We start from the raw sequence: 19,869 nt of genomic DNA on the forward strand, positions 1-19,869 counted from the left end.
CGTCGCGTGCTGCCTCCCATCCGGACTAGCGACTCGCGTCGCATCACCGTCGGTTCCGGATTTCCACCGGATCAGCCGGGCCCCGAAGGACCCCGCTCGCGGACTGTCACCGCCGGTTCGGATTCCCACCGACCCCGGAGCACGTTCTCTTGCTCTCGAGTGTAGTCAACCGGCATCCGCCCGTTTCATTCCCGCGAATCGGGTCGTCCGGCCGCACCCGACCCGTCGGATGACATCATGGACACAGCCGCACGTGCGACCTCTCCGGGTCGCCGACGACAGGGGGAGCAGGGCCGTGACCGTGAAGACCCACCGGAGCAGCGACGACCTGCGCGACCGACCGAACGCCGAGGTCCTCATCATCGGCGGCGGCATCAACGGCGTCGCGACCTTCCGCGACCTGGCGCTGCAGGGCGTCGACGTCGCCCTCGTCGAGCGAGGCGACTTCATCTCGGGAGCGTCGGCGGCGTCCAGCCACATGATCCACGGCGGCATCCGCTACCTCGAGAACGGCGAGTTCCGCCTCGTCCACGAGGCCGTCACCGAGCGCAACGACCTCCTCACCACCGCCGCCCACTACGTGCGGCCGCTGCGGACGACCGTGCCGATCTTCTCCACCTTCTCGGGGCTGCTGTCCGCGCCGCTGCGGATGCTGCTGCACCGCAGGACCGCCTCGGCGGAACGGGGAGCGCTGCTGATCAAGATCGGCCTCGTCATCTACGACTCCTTTTCGCGCGGCGGCGGTCGTGTGCCGCGGCACACGTTCCACGGGCGCCGGCGCTCCCTCCAGGTGCTGCCCGAGCTGAACCCGGGCGTGGCGTACACCGCGACCTACTGGGACGCGTCGCTGCGCAACCCCGAGCGGCTCGGTCTGGATCTCGTGCGCGACGGCGTCGCCCTCGGCGGAGATCGGGCGCGCGCCGCGAACTACGTCTCGGCCGTCGGCAGCGACGGCGAGGCGGTCCTGCTGCGCGACGAGGACACCGGCGAGGAGTTCCCGTTCTCGGCATCCGTGGTGATCAACGCCTCGGGACCGTGGACCGACCTCACCAACGACGACCTCGGCCGGCCGACCGCCTACATGGGCGGCACCAAGGGGTCCCACATCGTGCTCGACCATCCCGAGCTGCTGCAGGCGACCGGCGGGCGCGAGCTGTTCTTCGAGCACTCCGACGGCCGCATCGTGCTGATCTACCCGCTCAACGGACGGGTCCTCGTCGGCACGAGCGACCTGGAGCACGACATGGCGGAGCCCGCCGTCTGCACCGAGGCGGAAGTCGACTACTTCCTCGACCTCATCGGCCATGTCTTCCCCGCGATCGAGGTGGACCGGTCGTCCATCGTGCACCGGTACTCGGGCGTGCGTCCCCTGCCCGGCCACGGCGACATGGCGGCCGGCTTCGTGTCGCGGGACTACCGGATCGAGGCGGCGCCGTTGAACGGGGGCGCCGCGACACCCGTGCTGAGCCTCATCGGCGGCAAGTGGACCACGTTCCGGGCGGTCGCCGCGAACCTCACCGACCGCGCGCTGGCGCGCCTCGGCCGCACGCGGCTGCGCACGACGAAGGGGCTCCCCATCGGCGGCGCCGTCGGCTTCCCGCGCACCGAGCCGGAGCGCTCGGAGTGGGTGGCGGAGCACCTCGCCGACGTGGACAGGGAACAGGCCGTGCGGATGCTGCACCGTTACGGCACCCACGCCACCGCCGTCGCCGCCGCCCTCCGCGAGGACGCCGACGACGCCCCGCTCGCATCGCTGCCGCGATACACGAGCGGCGAACTGCGGTACATGGCGCGCGCGGAGGCGGTCGTCCACCTCGAGGATGTGCTGCTCCGCCGCACGAGCATCGCGTTCCGCGGCGAGGCCACGCCGGCCGTCGTCGAGGAGATCGCCGAGATCGTGGGTGACGTGCGCGGCTGGGATGAGGCGCAGCGCCGCACCGAGGTGCACCGCGCGCTCGCCGCCGTCCGTATCGCGGAGCCGGCGACGGTCTGAGGCGGAGCTTCCCCGATGCTCGAACTCGAAGAGGAGACGATGTGACGGACCACGTGATCGCGATCGATCAGGGCACCACCTCGACCCGGGCCATCGTCTTCGACGGGGCCGGCGGGCTGGTCGCGACGGCGCAGCGCGAGCACGAGCAGATCTTCCCCCGCGCGGGTCGCGTCGAGCACGACCCCGTCGAGATCTGGACCAACACCCAGTGGGTGCTGGCGCGGGCGCTGAGCCAGGCCGGCCTCGCCGCCGCGGACGTCGCCGCCATCGGCGTCACGAACCAGCGCGAGACGGCGATCGTGTGGGACCGCCGGACCGGCCGCCCCATCCACAACGCGCTCGTCTGGCAGGACACCCGCACGCAGCCCCAGATCGACCGGCTCATCGACGCGCACGGGGTCGACGCCTTCGCGGACGTGACCGGGCTGCCGCTGGCGACCTATTTCTCCGCATCGAAGATCGCCTGGATCCTCGACCACGTGGACGGCGCCCGGGATGCCGCGCGCGCCGGCGACCTGCTCTTCGGGACGACCGACACCTGGGTCGTCTGGAATCTCACCGGCGGCAGCGACGGCGGCCTCCACCTCACGGACGTCACCAATGCGAGCCGCACGCTCCTCATGGACCTGCGGACGCTGGACTGGTCCGACGAGATGCTCGCCGCATGGGACATCCCCCGTGCGATGCTTCCCGAGATCCGCTCGTCGTCGGAGGTCTACGGCGAGGTCGTGCAGCCCCGCGTGGCGCGCGGCATCCGCATCGCCGGCATCCTCGGCGACCAGCAGGCCGCGACCTTCGGCCAGGCCGCCTTCGACGCCGGCCAGTCGAAGAACACCTACGGGACGGGGAACTTCCTCCTCGTCGGGACCGGCACCGAGCTCGTGCGCTCCGACGCGGGACTGATCACGACCGTCGCCTACCGCATCGGCGACGCGCGCGCCCACTACGCGCTCGAGGGGTCCATCGCCGTGACCGGCTCCCTCATCCAGTGGCTGCGGGACAACCTCGGCATCATCTCCGACTCGGCCGACGTGGAACGGCTCGCCCGCAGCGTCGACGACAACGGCGGCGCCTACTTCGTGCCGGCGTTCTCCGGCCTGTTCGCCCCGTACTGGCGGCCCGACGCCCGCGGCGCCCTCGTCGGTCTCACCCGCTACGTCACGAAGGCGCACATCGCTCGGGCCGCGCTCGAGGCGACCGCGTTCCAGACCCGCGATGTGATCGCTGCCGTCGTCTCCGACACCGGGCACGACCTCGACGAGCTCCGGGTCGACGGCGGGATGACGCGCAACGACCTGCTGCTGCAGTTTCAGGCCGACATCCTCGGGATCCCGGTGGTGCGCCCCCGGGTCGTCGAGACGACGGCGCTCGGCGCCGCCTACGCGGCCGGGCTCGCGGTGGGCGTCTGGCCGGACCTCGACTCGCTGCGCGGATACTGGCAGGAGGACACCCGCTTCGAGCCGCGGATGTCCGACGACGAGCGCGCACGCCGCGGCCGGATGTGGGACAAGGCGGTGCAGAAGTCGATGGACTGGGTCGACGACGACGCCCGCATCCTCGCCGACACCGTCTGAGGCGGCTACTTCAGGAGGCGCGACAGCCGCCGGTCCGCGAGGATCTTGCCGCCGGTCTGGCAGGTGGGGCAGTACTCCAGGCTGTTGTCGGCGAAGAACACCGACCGGACCTCGTCGCCGCAGACGGGGCAGCGCTCGCCGCGGCGGCCATGGACGGCCATGCCGCGACGCTTGGCGTCCTTCAGCTCCGCGGGCGGCTTGCCGGATGCCGCGGCGACGGCCTCGGTGAGCGTCTCGCGCGTCGCCGCGAAGAGACGGTCGATCTCGGCGTCGTCCAGGCCCGCCGCCAGCGCATACGGCGACATCTTCGCGGCGTGGAGGATCTCGTCGGAGTAGGCGTTGCCGATGCCCGCCACGATGGACTGGTCGCGGAGGACGCCCTTGATCTGCGTGCGCCGGCCCGCGGTCAGCCCCGCCAGGACGTCCCGGGTGAAGCCGGGGTCGAGGGGATCGGGGCCGAGCCGCGCGATGCCGGGGACATCGGCGGGGTCGTGCGCGGCGTACACCGCGAGCGACTTCTTCGTGCCGGCCTCGGTCAGGTCGAAGCCGGATCCGTCGTCGAAGGCGACGCGCAGGGCGATGGGGCTCTTCCCTGGCCGCAGGAGGGTGGTGGGCAGCTGGTCGTACCAGCGGAGCCAGCCCGCCTTGGCCAGGTGGAAGACCAGGTGGACGGGCTCACGGTCCTCGGCATCCGTCTCGATGTCGACGAACTTGCCATGACGGCGCACACCGGCGACCCGGCCGCCCACGGGTGCATCGATCGGCGGGTCGTAGGTCTTCAGCGCCGCGATGTTGGCGACCGTCACCTTCGTCACGGTCAGGCCCCGGAGTCGCGCGTCGAGGAAGTCGACGAGACCTTGGACCTCCGGCATCTCGGGCATGGCGTCATCCTGCCACGCGGCGGTGACCGGGCGTCAGGGGTTGACGAGGTCCGGCGACCGCTGCGGGGTGCGGTCGTCGGCCGCGGCCTGGCCCGAACCCCGGCGGTGGCGCCCGTGCCGACACGGATGCACGACCGGCGCGTGGGGCGGTGCCGCATCGGCCCCACCGGATGCCATCAGCCCCCGCGGTCGTGCAGCCGCAACGGATGCCGGCCGCGACGCGCCCGCCGACGCGGTCGCCGCGCCCCGGCGCGGCGGAGACTCAGCCGCGGCGGAGCAGGCCCACCTTGTCGTACACGTCGCGGAGGGTCGCGTCGGCGACCTCCTCCGCACGGGCGGCGTTCGCGGCCAGGACGCGGTCGAGCTCGGCCGGGTCGTCCAGCAGCTCGAGGGCGCGCTCGCGGACGGGTCCGAACTCGTTCACGACCACCTCGGCGAGACCCTTCTTGAAGTCGCCGTAGCCGCGGCCGGCGTACTCGTCTTCGATCGCCGGGATCTGCCGGCCGCTGAGCGCCGCGTAGATGACCAGCAGGTTCGAGACACCGGGCTTGTTCTCGCGGTCGTACCGCACGACGCCCTCTGAGTCGGTCACCGCGCGCATGACCTTCTTCGCCGACTTCGCCGGATCGTCCAGCAGCCAGAGCACACCGGCATCCGACTCCGCCGACTTCGACATCTTCGCGGTCGGGTTCTGGAGGTCGTAGATGCGGGCCGTGTCTTTCTGGATGACCGGGATCGGCACCCGGAAGGCCTCGCCGTAGCGGCCGTTGAACCGCTCCGCGAGGTCGCGGGTGAGCTCGACGTGCTGCTTCTGGTCGTCGCCGACCGGCACGATGTCGGTCTGGTACAGCAGGATGTCGGCCGCCATCAGGACCGGGTAGGTGAAGAGGCCGACGCTCGTGGCATCCGTCCCGTAGCGCGAGGACTTGTCCTTGAACTGCGTCATCCGGCCGGCCTCGCCGAAGCCGGTGACGGTGGAGAGGATCCACGCCAGCTCGGCGTGCGCGCGGACGTGCGACTGCACGTACAGCGTCGATTTCGCGGGCTCGATGCCCGCCGCGATGTACTGGGCGGCGGTGCGACGCGTCTTCTCGCGCAGCTCCGCCGGGTCGTTCGGCTGGGTGAGGGCGTGGAGGTCGACGACGGAGAAGAACGCCTCGTACGACTCCTGCAGGTCCCGCCACTGCATGAGAGCCCCGATGTAGTTGCCGATCTGGAGAGAATCGGCGGACGGCTGCATTCCGGAGTACAGGCGGGGTTTGCTCACCCGTCAATCCTAGGCGCGAACGGATGCCGCCCCGCCGACCCCGCCCGGGTCAGCGCCCGACCGCGTAGTCCGCGATGACGGGGGCGTGGTCGCTCCAGCGGGTGTCCCAGGACGCGGCGCGCACGACCCGGTAGTCGGTCACGCGCGGCGCCAGCGGAGGCGAGGCGAGGTGGTAGTCGATGCGCCATCCGGTGTCGTTGTCGAAGGCCTTGCCGCGGTTCGACCACCATGTGTACGGACCGTCGATCTCGCCCGCGAAGGTGCGACCGACGTCGCTCCAGCCGAGGCCGGTGCCCGTCGCGCCGTCGGCGGTCGTGATGCTCGCGCCGGCGGGAGCGGTGAAGCGGTCGAAGTAGGCGCGCTCGCGCGGGAGGAAGCCGGCCTTCTTGACGTTGCCCTTCCAGTTGCGGATGTCGAACTCGCGGTGACCGACGTTGAGGTCGCCGGTGATCACGGCGAGCCCGGCGCCGAGGTGTCCCATCCGCTGCTCCATGGCGTCGAGGAAGGAGTACTTCGCGACCTGCTTGTCGGTGTCCGCCTCGCCCGTGAACACGTACGCGCTCACCACCGTGATCTGCTCGCCGTCGACGTCGATGTCGGCCTCGACCCAGCGGCCCTTGGAGTCGAGGGTGTCGTCGCCGAGGTCGACCCGCCAGATGTCGAGGGGCTCCCGGGCCGCAATGGCGACGCCGGCGCGTCCCTTCGCGAGCGCCTCGTCGTTGACGAAGTGCCAGCCCGGCAGGGCCGCGGCGAGGTCGGCGGCCTCGGCGCGGACCTCCTGCAGGGTGAGGATGTCGACGTCCGCCGTCTCCAGCCAGCCGTGCATCCCCTTCCGGGCGGCGGCGCGGATGCCGTTGACGTTGACCGAGGCGATGCGAAGGGGGCGAGGCACGCGTTCCAGCGTAAGCCGGGTCACCGACGTCCCGGCTCCGCCGACGGCGAGACGGCTGCGCGGCGCTCCTCGGCCGCCCGCAGGGCGCGCCGCGCGGCGGGGCGCCGCCACCACGACGCCTCGGCGAGGGCGGATGCCGCGTCCTTCACGCGCGCATCGGCGAGCACCAGCCGTGCGCGACGCTCGCGCTCGCGCTGCTCCTCCGCCGTGGGGATCACGAGCGGGATCCCGGCGTCGTCGGCGGCGACGGCGACCCAGGATGCCGCGACGAGCATGACGATGCCGGCGAGACGCAGCCACAGCAGGAAGCCGACCACGACCGAGAAGGTCGCCAGCAGCGGGTTGGTGGGGGAGTAGACGGCGAGGAAGCCGGCGCCGAGCTGGAGGAGGCTGAGGGCGGCGCCGCCGAGCGTCGCACCCGGGATGATCGCCCGCCACGGCAGTGACGTGCCGGTGAGGAAGCGGATGAGGGCGGTCAGCGCCGCCGCGTTGAGTGCGAAGCCGACGACGACCGAGACGATGCGGCCCAGCAGGTCGACGGCGGTGCTCTCGTACGGCACGGCGAGCCAGGAGAAGACCTGGGCGACGATGCCGCCCGCGATGAGACCGAGCCCCGCGCCGAGCAGCAGCGCGACGCCGAAGAGGATCGCCGCGACGAAGTCGCCGAGCTTCAGCAGGAGGAAGTTGCGCTTGTCGAAGGGCAGCCCGAAGCTGTCGCGGATGGCGCGACGCGCGAACGTCACGAACCCGATCGCGGTCCAGACCGCGACGGCGAACGCCGCGGCGCCGGTGACGGCCAGCACGCCGCCGCTCGTGCGCGCGATCGCGGCGACGTCGTCCGGCTTCACGGGACCGTCCGGGGCGATGAGCCCCGGCAGATACGAGTTCACGATGGCGATGAGGCCGTCGACCGCCTCGCTCGAGCCGCCGAGCCAGAGGCCGGCGACCGCGAACGCGGTGTACAGGGTCGCGAAGATGGCGAACAGCGCCTGGTAGCTGATGCTGGCGGCCAGGAGGAAACCGTTGTGCTGCAGGAAGTGGCGCCACACCCGGATGGGGAACCAGCCGAGGGTGCGGCGGGTCAGCCCGGCGGCGCGCTCGATCGGCGGCTCCAGGCGCTCGCGGAGCCGGGACCCGTCCCAGCGTTCACGAAGGGACAGGTCCGACTCTGCGTCGTCCGAGCTCACGCCGTCAGGCTAGCGGCAGCGCTGTGAGGCGGTCAGCCCCGCAGGACCGCCTGCTTGACGTCGGCGATCGCCTTGGTGATCTCGATGCCGCGCGGGCACGCCTCGGTGCAGTTGAAGGTCGTGCGGCAGCGCCACACGCCTTCCTTGTCGTTGAGGATGTCCAGGCGCACATCGCCCGCGTCGTCGCGCGAGTCGAAGATGAAGCGGTGCGCGTTGACGATCGCGGCGGGACCGAAGTACTGGCCGTCGGTCCAGAACACGGGGCAGGACGAGGTGCACGCGGCGCAGAGGATGCACTTGGTGGTGTCGTCGTACACGGCCCGGTCCTTGATCGACTGGATGCGCTCCTTGCCCGGCTCGGGCGCCGTCTTCGGCTGCAGGAAGGGCTGCACGTCGCGGAAGGACTCGAAGAACGGGTCCATGTCGACGATGAGGTCCTTCTCGAGCGGCAGGCCCTTGATCGCCTCGACGTAGATCGGCTTCGAGATGTCGAGGTCCTTGATCAGCGTCTTGCAGGCCAGACGGTTGCGGCCGTTGATGCGCATGGCATCCGACCCGCAGATGCCGTGCGCGCAGGAGCGCCGGAAGGCGAGCGAGCCGTCCACGTCCCACTTGATGCGGTGCAGCGCGTCGAGCACCCGGTCGGTGGGGTACATCTCCACGTCGTAGTCGACCCAGTGCGGCTCCGCATCGACCTCCGGGTTGAACCGGCGGACGATGAAGGTGACGAGGTACGACTGGATGGCCTCCTCGGCGGGGGCTTCCACAGCGTCGTCGGCGACGAGCGTCATCAGTACTTCCTCTCCATCGGCGGGTAGTTGAACTCGCCCTTCTCGTTCTTCGTGAACACGACCGGCTTCCAGTCCAGGCGGATGTGGTCCTCGGGGTTCGCCGAGTGCGGGTCGCCCGTGAGATACGCCATCGTGTGCTGCATGTACTTCTCGTCGTCGCGGTCGGGGTAGTCCTCGCGCATGTGGCCGCCGCGGCTCTCCTTGCGGTTGCGGGCGGCGTAGGCGACGATCTCGGCGATGTCCAGGAGGAAGCCGAGCTCGACGGCCTCGAGCAGGTCGGTGTTGTACCGCTTGCCCTTGTCGTCGACGTGGATGTTCTTGTACCGCTCGCGCAGGTCGTTGATGGTGCCCATGACGTCGGTCAGGGTCTCCTCGGTGCGGAAGACCTGGGCGTTCGCGTCCATCTCCTCCTGGAGGGTCTTGCGGAGGGTCGCGATGCGCTCGGTGCCGGCGTTGTTGCGCAGGCCCTCGATCATCTCGCGGACGTCCTTCGCGGGGTCCTCGGGAAGCGGGACGAACTCGGCCGTCTTCACGTACTCGACGGCGTTGCGGCCCGAGCGCTTGCCGAACACGTTGATGTCCAGCAGCGAGTTGGTGCCGAGGCGGTTCGCGCCGTGCACCGATACGCAGGCGCACTCGCCGGCGGCGTACAGGCCGGGGACGACGGTGTCGTTGTCGGCGAGCACCTCGCCGTCGTTGTTGGTCGGGATGCCGCCCATTGCGTAGTGTGCGGTCGGCATGACCGGCACGGGCTCGACGACCGGGTCGACACCCAGGTACGTGCGGGCGAACTCGGTGATGTCGGGCAGCTTGGTCTCGAGGACCTCGGCGCCGAGGTGGGTGCAGTCGAGGTAGACGTAGTCCTTGTTGGGACCGGCGCCGCGACCTTCCAGCACCTCCTTCACCATGCACCGGGCGACGATGTCTCGGGGCGCCAGGTCCTTGATCGTCGGGGCGTAGCGCTCCATGAACCGCTCACCCGAGGCGTTGCGCAGGATCGCGCCTTCGCCGCGCGCGCCCTCGGTGAGGAGGATGCCGAGTCCGGCAAGGCCGGTCGGGTGGAACTGGAAGAACTCGATGTCCTCGAGGGGCAGGCCCTTGCGCCAGATGATGCCGACGCCGTCACCGGTGAGGGTGTGGGCGTTGGAGGTCGTCTTGAAGATCTTGCCGAAGCCGCCCGTCGCGAAGACCACGGCCTTGGAGTGGAAGACGTGCAGGTCGCCGGTGGCGAGCTCGTAGGCGACGACGCCCGCGATCTGGGTCCGACCCAGGGCATCCTTCACCGTGATCAGGTCGAGCGCGTAGAACTCGTTGAAGAAGTTGATGCCGAGCTTGACGCAGTTCTGGAACAGCGTCTGCAGGATCATGTGGCCGGTGCGGTCGGCGGCGTAGCAGGCGCGGCGGACCGGGCTCTTGCCGTGGTCGGCGGTGTGGCCGCCGAAGCGACGCTGGTCGATCTTGCCGTCCGGCGTGCGGTTGAAGGGGAGTCCCATGTTCTCGAGATCGATGACCGCGTCGATGGCCTCCTTCGCGAGGATCTCGGCCGCGTCCTGGTCGACGAGGTAGTCGCCGCCCTTGACGGTGTCGAAGGTGTGCCACTCCCACGAGTCCTCTTCGACGTTCGCGAGCGCCGCCGCCATGCCGCCCTGCGCCGCGCCGGTGTGGCTGCGGGTGGGGTAGAGCTTGGTGATGACCGCTGTCTTCGCGCCGGGACCGGCCTCGATCGCGGCGCGCATGCCGGCGCCCCCGGCGCCGACGATGACGACGTCGAACTGGTGGTAGTGGACGCCGTCCTTCACGACGGAGTCTGCAGTCTGGGTGCTCACGTGGGAATTGCCTCTGTTCTAAGCGCGTGCGTGCCGGGCGGGAGCCGGCTCAGCGGGCGTTGCAGACCTCGGCGACGATGCTGCCGTCGCTGAGGTTGGGGATGCAGGGATCGAAGGTGAAGATGACCAGCGTGCCCAGCAGGATCATGAGTGCGCAGACCGTGACGAGTGCGACCACCAGGACCTTCCGGACCTTCGCGTTGGTCACGTAGTCGATCACGATCGTGCGCATGCCGTTGGTGCCGTGGATGAATGCCAGCACCAGCATGAGGAAGTCCCACACCTGCCAGAACGGCGACGCGAGCTTTCCGGCCACGAACGCGAAGTCCAGCGCCGAGATGCCGTCGCCCACCATCAGGTTCGTGAAGAGGTGCCCGAAGATGAGGACGAGCAGCAGCACGCCGGAGACGCGCATGAAGACCCAGCCCCACTTCTCGACGTTCAGGCCCTTCTTGCGGACGTTGCCGCTCTGCGGGCTGCGGGGCGCGGCCAGGGTGTCAGCGGTCATCAGTGCTCGCCTCCCATGTGCGAGAAGACGTTCGGCAGGTGGCGGGCGGAGAAGCCGATGAGCGTGACGGCCCAGACGGCCAGCACACCCCACCACAGCTGACGCTGGTGGCGCGTTGCCCACGGCCACAGGTCGACGGCGATCACGCGGAGGCCGTTGAAGGCGTGGTAGACGATCGCGGCGACGAGGGCGACCTCGCCGAGCCCCATGATCGGGTTCTTGTAGGTGCCGATGACTGCGTCGTACGCCTCGGGTGCCACGCGGATCAGCGACGTGTCGAGGACGTGCACGAGCAGGAAGAAGAAGATGGCCACGCCGGTGATGCGGTGCAGCACCCACGACCACATGCCCTCGTTGCCGCGGTACAGCGTGCCGCGCGGGGTCTTGGATGTGGTCTCAGCTACCGACGGTGTGACGCGTGCTGGTGCAGACACGGTCGTCCTCCCTTGGATGAGATGGGACGCTCTCGATGCGGCGAGGAACGGCGGCATCCCGAGGGGAATGTCGCCCTTCGTCGCAGTACGGGCGCACCCTCCATCCTATGGCGGTATTCGGGGTGGGGCGACGAAGGCGGACCTAAGTTCTCTCGACGTCGAGATACCTCCCGCATCCGGGCCGTCCCGGTGCGCCCGGTAGGGTTCGACCATGCTCGATCACATCCCGGATTTCTACGCCGTCATCCCCGCAGGAGGGGTCGGCTCACGGCTGTGGCCGCTCTCGCGCGCCGACGCGCCGAAGTTCCTGCACGACCTGACCGGGTCGGGCCATTCCCTGCTGCGCGACACCTGGAACCGGCTCGAGCCGCTGACCGGTCCGGACCGCATCGCCGTCGTCACCGGGCGGGCGCACCGCGCCGCCGTGGAGGCGCAGCTGCCCGGCATCGCCGACCGGAACGTCATCCTCGAATCGGAGCCGCGCGACTCGGCGGCGGCGATCGGCCTGGCCGCGGCGATCCTGCACCGTCGCCACCCCGACGTCATCATCGGTTCCTTCGCCGCCGACCACGTCATCCGCGGCACGCGCGTGTTCGAGTTCGCGGTCCGCGATGCTGTGGAGGTGGCGCGGGAGGGGTACATCTGCACCATCGGCATCGCGCCGTCCGAGCCCGCCGTCGGCTTCGGCTACATCAAGCGCGGCGGTGAGCTCATCGTCGAGGGGGCCCGGGACGCCTCGCTCGTCGAGCGCTTCGTCGAGAAGCCCGACCTCGAGACGGCCCGCTCCTACGTCGCCGACCGCTCCTACCTCTGGAACGCCGGCATGTTCATCTCCCGTGCCGATGTGCTGCTCGCCGAGATCGAGGCGAACAGCCCCGAGCTCCACGCCGGCCTCCTCGAGCTCGCCGAGGCCTGGGACGACCGCGAACGACGGGGCCCCGCCGTCGACCGGATCTGGCCGCGACTGCGGAAGATCGCGATCGACTACGTCGTCGCGGAGCCCGCGGCGGAGAAGGGCCGGCTCGCCGTGGTCCCGGGTCACTTCGACTGGGACGACGTCGGGGACTTCGCGAGTCTCGCGAAGCTCAACTCCAACGGCCGCGGCAACGATCTCGCGATCCTGGGCGAGAACGCGCGGGTGCTGTCGGACGCCGCGAGCGGGATCGTGGTCTCGCAGACCAGTCGCGTCATCAGCATCATCGGCGTCAAAGACATCGTCGTCGTCGACACCGACGACGCGCTGCTGGTCACCACGAGCGAGCATGCGCAGCGGGTGAAGAGCGTGGTCGACGCCCTCAAGGTCACCGGCCGCGGCGACGTCCTCTGATTTCGACGCGGCGTTCTGGATGAGCGCCGTGCGAGTCGCGCAGGTTGCGTCTTTGTAACCATTGCGCCCGGGAGTGTCGCTGAGGCACTCCCTCGTCGTCACAGTGGGTAACTTTTCACCTTGTCCCCGCGAGATCCGCGGGGCGCATCAATGTGGAGGCTGCATTGACCATTTCGACCACAAAGAAGCTCCTCGGCGCCACGGGCGCTGCGGCGCTCCTCGTCGCTCTCGCCGCCTGCGGCAGCGCTCCCGAGGCTTCCCCGTCCGGCGCCGCACCCGAAGCGGATGTCGTCGACGGCTTCAAGCCCTGCCTGATCTCCGACGAGGGCGGGTGGAACGACAAGTCGTTCAACCAGTCCGCCAAGGAAGGCATGGACGCCGCTCTCGAAGAGCTCGGCGTCGAGGGCATCGAGCTCGAGTCGACCACCCCGAACGACTACGCGCCCAACCTCGAGGAGCTCGTCGCGCAGGGCTGCTCGTTCATCGTCTCGGTCGGCTTCAACCTCTCGGCCGCCACGGTCGAGTCGGCGAACAACAACCCCGACATCGACTACGCCATCATCGACGACCTCGCGGACAACGACTTCAACAACGAGACCGATGCCCCGAACATCAAGCCGCTCGTCTTCAACACGGCCGAGGCCGCGTACCTCGGCGGCTACGCCGCTGCGGCATGGTCGGCGGAGTCCGGCGTGAACAAGGTCGGCACCTTCGGCGGCATGCAGATCCCGTCCGTCGCCGTGTTCATGGACGGCTACGCGCTCGGTGTCGAGAAGTACAACGAGGACAAGGGTGCCTCGGTCGACCTCTTCGGCTGGAACGTCGCCGACCAGGAGGGCAGCTTCACCGGTGGCTTCGCGGCGAACGACACCGCGAAGCAGACCGCTCAGGGTGTCCTCGACCAGGGCGTCGACGTCATCCTCCCCGTCGGCGGTCCCATCTACGAGAGCGCCGCGGCCGCCATCGCCGACGGCGGCTCGGACGTCCTCATGCTCGGTGTCGACTCCGACCTCGCGGTCAAGGACAGCGGCGTGAGCGACATCACGCTCGTCTCGATCATGAAGGCGATCGACGTCGCGGTGAAGGATGCCACGGTCGAGGCCGCCGCCGGCGACTTCGACGTCGCGCCGTACATCGGCACGCTCGAGAACGAGGGCGTCAAGCTCTCCGGCTTCGGCGACTTCGAAGCCGAGCTTCCCGAGGGTCTGGCCGACGAGCTGTCCGCCCTGCAGGAGGCCATCATCGCCGGTGACATCACGGTCGAGTCGAAGAACTCGCCCCAGCAGTAAGTCCACACGACGATCGGGGCGGGCAGCGGAAGCTGTCCGCCCCGATCGCCGTGTGCGGTCTCGTCCCGCCTCCCACGGGTGGCGGTCGAAGATAGGGTTCAGATATGAAGCTCGAGCTCCGTGGAATCACAAAACGATTCGGAAGCCTCGTCGCCAACGACAGCATCGACCTCGTCGTCCAGCCGGGTGAGATCCACGCCCTGCTCGGCGAGAACGGTGCCGGCAAGTCGACGTTGATGAATGTCCTCTACGGCCTCTACCAGGCCGACGAGGGTGAGATCCTGCTGGACGACGTCGTCCAGCACTTCCGTGGCCCCGGCGACGCGATGACCGCGGGGATCGGCATGGTGCACCAGCACTTCATGCTCATCCCGGTGTTCACCGTCGCCGAGAACGTCATGCTCGGGAACGAGGACACGAAGGCGCTCGGCCGCCTCGACATCGCCGCCGCCCGCCGGCACGTCCGCGACGTCGCGGACCGGTTCGGGTTCGAGATCGACCCCGACGCGCTGGTCGGTGACCTTCCCGTCGGCGTGCAGCAGCGCGTCGAGATCATCAAGGCGCTCTCCCGCGATGCGAAGGTGCTCGTGTTCGACGAGCCCACCGCCGTGCTCACCCCTCAGGAGACCGATGAGCTGATGGCGATCATGCGCCAGCTCAAGGCCGAGGGCACCGCCATCGTCTTCATCACCCACAAGCTCCGTGAGGTCCGCGAGGTCGCCGACCGCATCACCGTCATCCGCCTCGGCAAGGTCGTCGGCGAGGCGTCGCCCACGGCGACGAACGCCGAGCTCGCCTCCCTCATGGTCGGCCGTGCGGTGGAGCTCACCGTGCAGAAGACGCCCGCCCAGCCGACCGACGGCGGACTGGAGGTGCGGAACCTCCGCGTGCTCACGGCATCCGGGCAGATCGTCGTCGACGACGTCAGCTTCGACGTCCGCCCCGGAGAGGTCCTCGCCATCGCCGGTGTGCAGGGCAACGGCCAGACCGAGCTCGTCGACGCGATGGTCGGGCTCGCCGCCCGCACGGAGGGATCGATCCGCCTGGGCGGCGTCGAGCTCGCCGGGAAGAGCGTGCGGGCGATCCTCGATGAGGGCGTCGGCTTCGTCCCCGAGGACCGCACCGAGGATGGGCTCGTCGGCTCGTTCTCCGTCGCCGAGAACCTCATCCTCGACCGGTCCAGCGACCCCCAGTTCGTCGGCGCCGGCACCATCCGCCGCGGCGTCCTCGACACGTTCGCGCGCGAGCGGATCGCGGAGTACGACATCCGCACCCAGGGCCCCGACGTCCCCGCCGGCACGCTGTCCGGCGGCAACCAGCAGAAGGTCGTCATCGCGCGCGAGATGAGCCGCGACCTGCGGCTGTTCATCGCCGCGCAGCCGACCCGCGGCGTCGACGTCGGCTCCATCGAATTCATCCACAAGCGGATCATCGAGACGAGGGATGCCGGCGTTCCCGTCGTCGTCGTCTCGACGGAACTCGACGAGGTCACGGCGCTCGCGGACCGGATCGCGGTCATGTACCGCGGTGCGATCGTCGGCATCGTCCCGGCCGACACCGCCCGCGACATCCTCGGCCTGATGATGGCCGGCGCGACCGACCCGGAGGTGGCCGCATGAGCGGAACGACGCCCGGCCCCGACGACGCGACCCGCAGCACCGCAGACCCGCAGCTGCCGCACGCGTCCGGCCCTCTCACCGGAGGCGAGGTGCCCGCCGTGCCCCGCACGAACGTCCTCATCAAGGAGCTGCTGCGCGGCAGCGCCGTGACGACGGTGCTGGCGATCGTGCTCGCGCTGATCGCCGGCGGCGTGCTCATCGCAGCGACCAACGACGATGTGCGGACCGCGTCCGGATACTTCTTCTCCCGTCCCACGGACACCCTCGTCGCGATCTGGAATTCGGTCGCCAACGGGTACGCGGCCCTGTTCCGCGGTTCCGTGTTCAACTTCACGGTCGACGAGTTCGCCCTGCAGATCCGGCCGCTGACGAACTCGCTGGGCTTCGCCGCTCCGCTCATCGCCGCGGGTCTCGGCGTCGCCCTCGCCTTCCGTGCGGGCCTGTTCAACATCGGCGCGCGCGGTCAGATGCTGGTGGCCGCCGGTTTCGCCGCGCTCGTCACCTTCAACGTCGACCTCCCGATGGTGCTCCACCTGCCGCTGACCCTGGTCGCCGGCATCGTCGGCGGTGCGCTCTGGGGCGGGATCGTCGGTCTCCTGAAGGCGCGCACGGGGGCGCACGAGGTGATCCTCACGATCATGCTCAACTACATCGCCTATTACCTGGTGCTGTGGATGATCCGCACCCCGTCGCTGCTGCAGAAGCCGGGGACCAACCAGCCCGTCACCGCGGCGACCCCCGAGTCGGCGCAGTTCCCGCAGCTGCTGGGCACGCAGTTCCCGCTGCTGGACTGGGGCTTCATCATCGTGATCCTCGCCACCGTGATCGTCTGGTGGGTGATCGAGCGGTCCAGCCTCGGACTGCGGATGCGCGCGGTCGGTGAGAACCCCCATGCGGCGCGCGCCGCCGGCATCAGCGTGGAGCGCGTCTACATCTACGCCATGCTGTTCGCGGGCGGCCTCGCGGGGCTCGCCGCGATGAACCAGATCCAGGGGTCGGTGACGACCGGCTTCACCGGGACGATCGACGCCGGCATCGGCTTCGACGCGATCACCGTCGCGCTCCTCGGGCGCAGCCGCCCGTGGGGCGTGTTCGCCGCCGGCATCCTGTTCGGCGCGCTGAAGGCAGGGTCGTTCGCCATGCAGGCGCAGGGCATCCCGGTCGACATCGTGCTCGTCGTGCAGTCGCTCATCGTGCTGTTCATCGCCGCGCCGCCGCTGCTGCGCACGGTGTTCTTCCTTCCCAAGACCGACGCGGAGAAGGCCGCCAAGGCGCGAGCCAAGGCTGCCAAGAAGGCGGTGTCCGCATGAGCGCGCTCGCTCCCACCACGGCTCCCGACGGGGCCATCCACCTCGCCACCGTGAAGCGCCGGCAGCTGAAGCTGCCCATCGTGCTGGCGGCGGTGACCGTGTTCCTCGCGGTGCTGTTCCTGGCCGCGCCGCGCAGCGGCACGAGCACCTTCCGGCTGGGGGATGCGGCATCCGCCGTCGCCCTCCCGAACCTCGGGGTGCCCACGGCGCCGACCTCCTGGATCACCCTCGTGCTCCTCGCGGCGCTGACGGCATGGGCGTTCTGGGACGCGCTGTCGTACCGGCGGTCGCCGATGTGGCTCGCCGTCGCCTACAGCATCCTCGCGGTGTTCGCGTTCCTGACCTGGGCTGCCGCGGACGGTCTCGTGCCCGTCACGGGCCTCCTCGCCGGCGCCATCTCGCTGTCGGTGCCGCTGGTGTTCGGCGCGCTCGGCGGCGTCATCGGCGAGCGGGTCGGCGTCGTCAACGTCGCGATCGAGGGACAGCTGCTCCTCGGCGCCTTCTCGGCGGCGCTCCTGTCGAGCATCACCGGCAACCCGTTCGTCGGCCTCGTCGGTGCGATGATCGGCGGCGTGCTGGTCGCGTTCGTCCTCGCGGCGTTCGCGATCAAGTACCTCGTCGAGCAGGTCATCGTCGGTGTCGTGCTCAACGTCCTCGTCACCGGCCTGACCGGCTTCCTCTACGGAGCGCTCCTCGTCCCGAACGAGGACCAGCTGAACTCGCCGATCCGGTTCACGCGCATCGAGATCCCGCTGCTCAGCGAGATCCCGATCATCGGCCCCGTGCTGTTCAACCAGACCTTCATCGTGTACCTGATGTTCCTCACGGTGGCGATCGTGGCCTGGGGGCTGTACCGCACCCGGTGGGGTCTGCGTCTGCGCGCGGTCGGCGAGCACCCGCAGGCGGCCGACACCGTCGGCATCAACGTGAACCGGCTGCGGTTCTGGAACGTGTCGCTCGCCGGTGCGATCGCCGGCATCGGCGGCGCGTACTTCACGCTCGTCTCGGTGCCCCAGTTCGGCAAGGAGATGACCGCGGGTCTCGGCTTCATCGCCCTCGCCGCGGTGATCTTCGGACGCTGGGACCCGATCCGCGCGGCACTCGCCGCGCTGCTGTTCGGATTCGCGACCACCCTGCAGAACCTGCTGACGGTTCTGAAGACGCCGATTCCGAGCGAATTCATGCTCATGCTCCCGTACGTCGTGACGATCCTCGCCGTGGCCGGCTTCGCCGGTCAGATCCGAGGACCGGCCGCGTCGGGCAAGCCGTACATCAAGGGATGACTGTGACCGACATCGATTGGGACGAACTCCGCGGCGCCGCCGTCGACGCGATGGAGAAGGCCTATGCGCCGTACTCGCGCTACCGCGTGGGCGCCGCCGCCCTCGTGAGCGACGGACGCATCGTGACGGGCTGCAACGTGGAGAACGCGTCGTACGGCGTCGGGCTGTGCGCCGAGTGCGGCCTCGTGGGCAACCTGCAGATGACCGGCGGAGGCGAGCTCGTCGCCTTCGTGTGCGTCAACAACGACGGCGAGACCATCATGCCGTGCGGTCGCTGCCGCCAGCTGCTGTACGAATTCGCCCTCCCGGGCATGCTGCTCGAGACCGTCTCCGGCATCCGCACGATCGACGAGGTGCTCCCCGACGCGTTCGGGCCGCGCGACCTGGAGGCCGCCCGATGAGCGTGGAGCCCTTCGACGCCGTCGACGTGATCCGCACCAAGCGCGACGGCGGCGCCGTCGCCGAGGACGCCCTGCGGTGGATGATCGACGCCTACACGCGCGAGTACGTCGCCGACTCGCAGATGGCGGCTTTCGCGATGGCCGTCCTGCTCAACGGCATGGACCGGAGCGAGATCCGCGTCATGACCGATGCCATGATCGCGTCGGGGGAGCGGATGAGCTTCGCCGGCCTCGGCAAGCCGACGGTCGACAAGCACTCCACCGGCGGCGTCGGCGACAAGATCACGCTGCCGCTCGCGCCGCTCGTGGCATCCTTCGGCGTCGCCGTCCCGCAGCTGTCCGGACGCGGCCTCGGCCACACCGGTGGCACCCTGGACAAGCTCGAGGCGATCCCCGGCTGGCGGGCGGCGCTGAGCAACGACGAGATGGTCGCGCAGATGCGCGGCGTCGGCGCCGTCATCTGCGCGGCAGGCTCCGGGCTCGCCCCCGCCGACAAGCGCCTCTACGCCCTCCGCGACGTGACCGGCACGGTCGAGGCGATCCCGCTCATCGCGTCGAGCATCATGTCGAAGAAGATCGCCGAGGGCACCGACTCGCTCGTGCTCGACGTGAAATTCGGCTCGGGCGCGTTCATGCGCGACGTCGACAAGGCACGCGAGCTGGCTCGCACGATGGTGGCGCTCGGCACCGACTCGGGGGTCGCGACCACCGCGCTGCTGACCGACATGAACACGCCGCTGGGGCTTGCGATCGGCAACGCCAACGAGGTCCGGGAATCCGTCGAGGTGCTCGCCGGCGGCGGCTCCGCCGACGTCGTCGAACTCACCGTCGCGCTGGCGCGCGAGATGCTGGCCCTCGCCGGTCAGCCCGACGCGGACGTCGAGGCCGCGCTGAAGGACGGCCGCGCCATGGACGCCTGGCGTGCGATGATCGCCGCGCAGGACGGTGACCCGGATGCCGCCCTCCCGGCCGCCCGGGAGACCCACACGATCACGGCTCCCGCGTCGGGGGTCGTGACCCGCCTCGAGGCGCTGCCGTTCGGCATCGCCGCGTGGCGGCTGGGCGCGGGCCGCGCCCGCGCGCAGGATCCGGTCATCCACGCCGCCGGCATCGACCTGCACGTCAAGCCGGGCGACACCGTCACCGCCGGCCAGCCGCTGTTCACCCTGCTGGCCGATGATGCGAGCCGCTTCGACCGCGCCGCCGAGGCCGTCGAGGGCGCCTGGGAGATCGGGTCGGCAGCCCCGGCATCCACTCCGCTCGTCCTCGAGCGCATCACCGCCTGAC

17 protein-coding genes and 1 riboswitch are annotated in these 19,869 nt (G+C 69.9%); of the genes, 9 read left to right on the plus strand and 8 right to left on the minus strand.

Features of this window, described 5'->3' with window-relative positions; genetic code table 11:
- Window positions 1-3 precede the first annotated feature (3 nt).
- A riboswitch (FMN riboswitch) is annotated at window positions 4-146 on the minus strand.
- Window positions 147-295: 149 nt separating this feature from the next.
- Window positions 296-1,993, plus strand: coding sequence for a glycerol-3-phosphate dehydrogenase/oxidase (locus AB3M83_RS10915; protein ID WP_412947999.1), 1,698 nt, complete (start codon window positions 296-298; stop codon window positions 1,991-1,993).
- Between the two features lie 41 nt (window positions 1,994-2,034).
- A complete protein-coding gene (gene glpK, locus AB3M83_RS10920) occupies window positions 2,035-3,567 on the plus strand; it encodes a glycerol kinase GlpK (RefSeq protein WP_412948001.1) in 1,533 nt (510 codons plus the stop codon).
- A gap of 5 nt (window positions 3,568-3,572) precedes the next feature.
- Here the strand turns inward: glpK and AB3M83_RS10925 are convergent, their stop codons facing one another.
- The 8 genes from AB3M83_RS10925 to sdhC all read right to left on the minus strand — a co-directional run bounded on the left by AB3M83_RS10925 (window position 3,573) and on the right by sdhC (window position 11,353).
- Complete coding sequence (locus tag AB3M83_RS10925) at window positions 3,573-4,448, minus strand: Fpg/Nei family DNA glycosylase (RefSeq protein WP_412948003.1); 876 nt, start codon at window positions 4,446-4,448, stop codon at window positions 3,573-3,575.
- A 262-nt stretch (window positions 4,449-4,710) separates the two neighbouring features.
- Window positions 4,711-5,715: a tryptophan--tRNA ligase gene (gene trpS / locus AB3M83_RS10930; RefSeq protein WP_412948005.1), complete on the minus strand. Its 1,005-nt coding sequence runs from the start codon at window positions 5,713-5,715 to the stop codon at window positions 4,711-4,713.
- A gap of 49 nt (window positions 5,716-5,764) precedes the next feature.
- Window positions 5,765-6,607, minus strand: a complete 843-nt coding sequence (locus tag AB3M83_RS10935; RefSeq protein ID WP_412948007.1) for an exodeoxyribonuclease III — start codon at window positions 6,605-6,607, stop codon at window positions 5,765-5,767.
- A gap of 20 nt (window positions 6,608-6,627) precedes the next feature.
- A complete protein-coding gene (locus AB3M83_RS10940) occupies window positions 6,628-7,794 on the minus strand; it encodes a YihY/virulence factor BrkB family protein (protein WP_412948009.1) in 1,167 nt (388 codons plus the stop codon).
- A gap of 32 nt (window positions 7,795-7,826) precedes the next feature.
- Window positions 7,827-8,585, minus strand: coding sequence for a succinate dehydrogenase iron-sulfur subunit (locus AB3M83_RS10945; protein ID WP_412948011.1), 759 nt, complete (start codon window positions 8,583-8,585; stop codon window positions 7,827-7,829).
- A complete protein-coding gene (sdhA, locus tag AB3M83_RS10950) occupies window positions 8,585-10,411 on the minus strand; it encodes a succinate dehydrogenase flavoprotein subunit (protein ID WP_412948013.1) in 1,827 nt (608 codons plus the stop codon). The genes AB3M83_RS10945 and sdhA overlap by 1 nt, the downstream gene beginning before the upstream one ends.
- A gap of 49 nt (window positions 10,412-10,460) precedes the next feature.
- A complete protein-coding gene (gene sdhD / locus AB3M83_RS10955) occupies window positions 10,461-10,919 on the minus strand; it encodes a succinate dehydrogenase, hydrophobic membrane anchor protein (RefSeq protein WP_412948015.1) in 459 nt (152 codons plus the stop codon).
- Complete coding sequence (gene sdhC / locus AB3M83_RS10960; RefSeq protein WP_412948017.1) at window positions 10,919-11,353, minus strand: succinate dehydrogenase, cytochrome b556 subunit; 435 nt, start codon at window positions 11,351-11,353, stop codon at window positions 10,919-10,921. Before sdhC ends, sdhD begins: the two co-directional genes overlap by 1 nt.
- A 211-nt stretch (window positions 11,354-11,564) precedes the next feature.
- Between sdhC and AB3M83_RS10965 the strand changes: the two genes are divergently transcribed.
- From AB3M83_RS10965 to AB3M83_RS10995, 7 genes are all read left to right on the plus strand, one after another.
- Entirely contained in the window at window positions 11,565-12,680 is a 1,116-nt protein-coding gene (locus tag AB3M83_RS10965; RefSeq protein ID WP_412948019.1) for a mannose-1-phosphate guanylyltransferase, read from the plus strand.
- Between the two features lie 164 nt (window positions 12,681-12,844).
- Window positions 12,845-13,969 carry a BMP family lipoprotein gene (locus tag AB3M83_RS10970; RefSeq protein WP_412948021.1) on the plus strand — a complete coding sequence of 375 codons (1,125 nt, stop codon included), beginning with the start codon at window positions 12,845-12,847 and terminating at the stop codon, window positions 13,967-13,969.
- A 104-nt stretch (window positions 13,970-14,073) separates the two neighbouring features.
- Window positions 14,074-15,588: an ABC transporter ATP-binding protein gene (locus AB3M83_RS10975; protein WP_412948023.1), complete on the plus strand. Its 1,515-nt coding sequence runs from the start codon at window positions 14,074-14,076 to the stop codon at window positions 15,586-15,588.
- Window positions 15,585-16,898 (plus strand): ABC transporter permease, encoded by a 1,314-nt coding sequence (locus tag AB3M83_RS10980; protein ID WP_412948025.1) that lies wholly within the window; start codon window positions 15,585-15,587, stop codon window positions 16,896-16,898. Before AB3M83_RS10975 ends, AB3M83_RS10980 begins: the two co-directional genes overlap by 4 nt.
- Window positions 16,895-18,181: an ABC transporter permease gene (locus AB3M83_RS10985; protein ID WP_412948027.1), complete on the plus strand. Its 1,287-nt coding sequence runs from the start codon at window positions 16,895-16,897 to the stop codon at window positions 18,179-18,181. Before AB3M83_RS10980 ends, AB3M83_RS10985 begins: the two co-directional genes overlap by 4 nt.
- 2 nt (window positions 18,182-18,183) lie before the next feature.
- Complete coding sequence (locus AB3M83_RS10990; protein ID WP_412948029.1) at window positions 18,184-18,582, plus strand: cytidine deaminase; 399 nt, start codon at window positions 18,184-18,186, stop codon at window positions 18,580-18,582.
- Window positions 18,579-19,868 (plus strand): thymidine phosphorylase, encoded by a 1,290-nt coding sequence (locus AB3M83_RS10995; protein ID WP_412948031.1) that lies wholly within the window; start codon window positions 18,579-18,581, stop codon window positions 19,866-19,868. The genes AB3M83_RS10990 and AB3M83_RS10995 overlap by 4 nt, the downstream gene beginning before the upstream one ends.
- The last annotated feature ends 1 nt before the right edge of the window (window position 19,869 follow it).

The organism is Microbacterium pasadenense, assembly GCF_047246565.1.
Classification (GTDB): domain Bacteria; phylum Actinomycetota; class Actinomycetes; order Actinomycetales; family Microbacteriaceae; genus Microbacterium.

What these genes read in the sequence shown, in the direction of transcription:
- AB3M83_RS10975 (WP_412948023.1), top strand. Translation starts at nt 14,074, where the DNA reads ATGAAGCTCGAGCTCCGTGGAATCACAAAACGATTCGGAAGCCTCGTC.
- AB3M83_RS10925 (WP_412948003.1), bottom strand. Translation starts at nt 4,448, where the DNA reads ATGCCCGAGATGCCGGAGGTCCAAGGTCTCGTCGACTTCCTCGACGCG.
- AB3M83_RS10995 (WP_412948031.1), top strand. Translation starts at nt 18,579, where the DNA reads ATGAGCGTGGAGCCCTTCGACGCCGTCGACGTGATCCGCACCAAGCGC.
- AB3M83_RS10980 (WP_412948025.1), top strand. Translation starts at nt 15,585, where the DNA reads ATGAGCGGAACGACGCCCGGCCCCGACGACGCGACCCGCAGCACCGCA.
- AB3M83_RS10945 (WP_412948011.1), bottom strand. Translation starts at nt 8,585, where the DNA reads ATGACGCTCGTCGCCGACGACGCTGTGGAAGCCCCCGCCGAGGAGGCC.
- AB3M83_RS10985 (WP_412948027.1), top strand. Translation starts at nt 16,895, where the DNA reads ATGAGCGCGCTCGCTCCCACCACGGCTCCCGACGGGGCCATCCACCTC.
- AB3M83_RS10965 (WP_412948019.1), top strand. Translation starts at nt 11,565, where the DNA reads ATGCTCGATCACATCCCGGATTTCTACGCCGTCATCCCCGCAGGAGGG.
- sdhD (WP_412948015.1), bottom strand. Translation starts at nt 10,919, where the DNA reads ATGACCGCTGACACCCTGGCCGCGCCCCGCAGCCCGCAGAGCGGCAAC.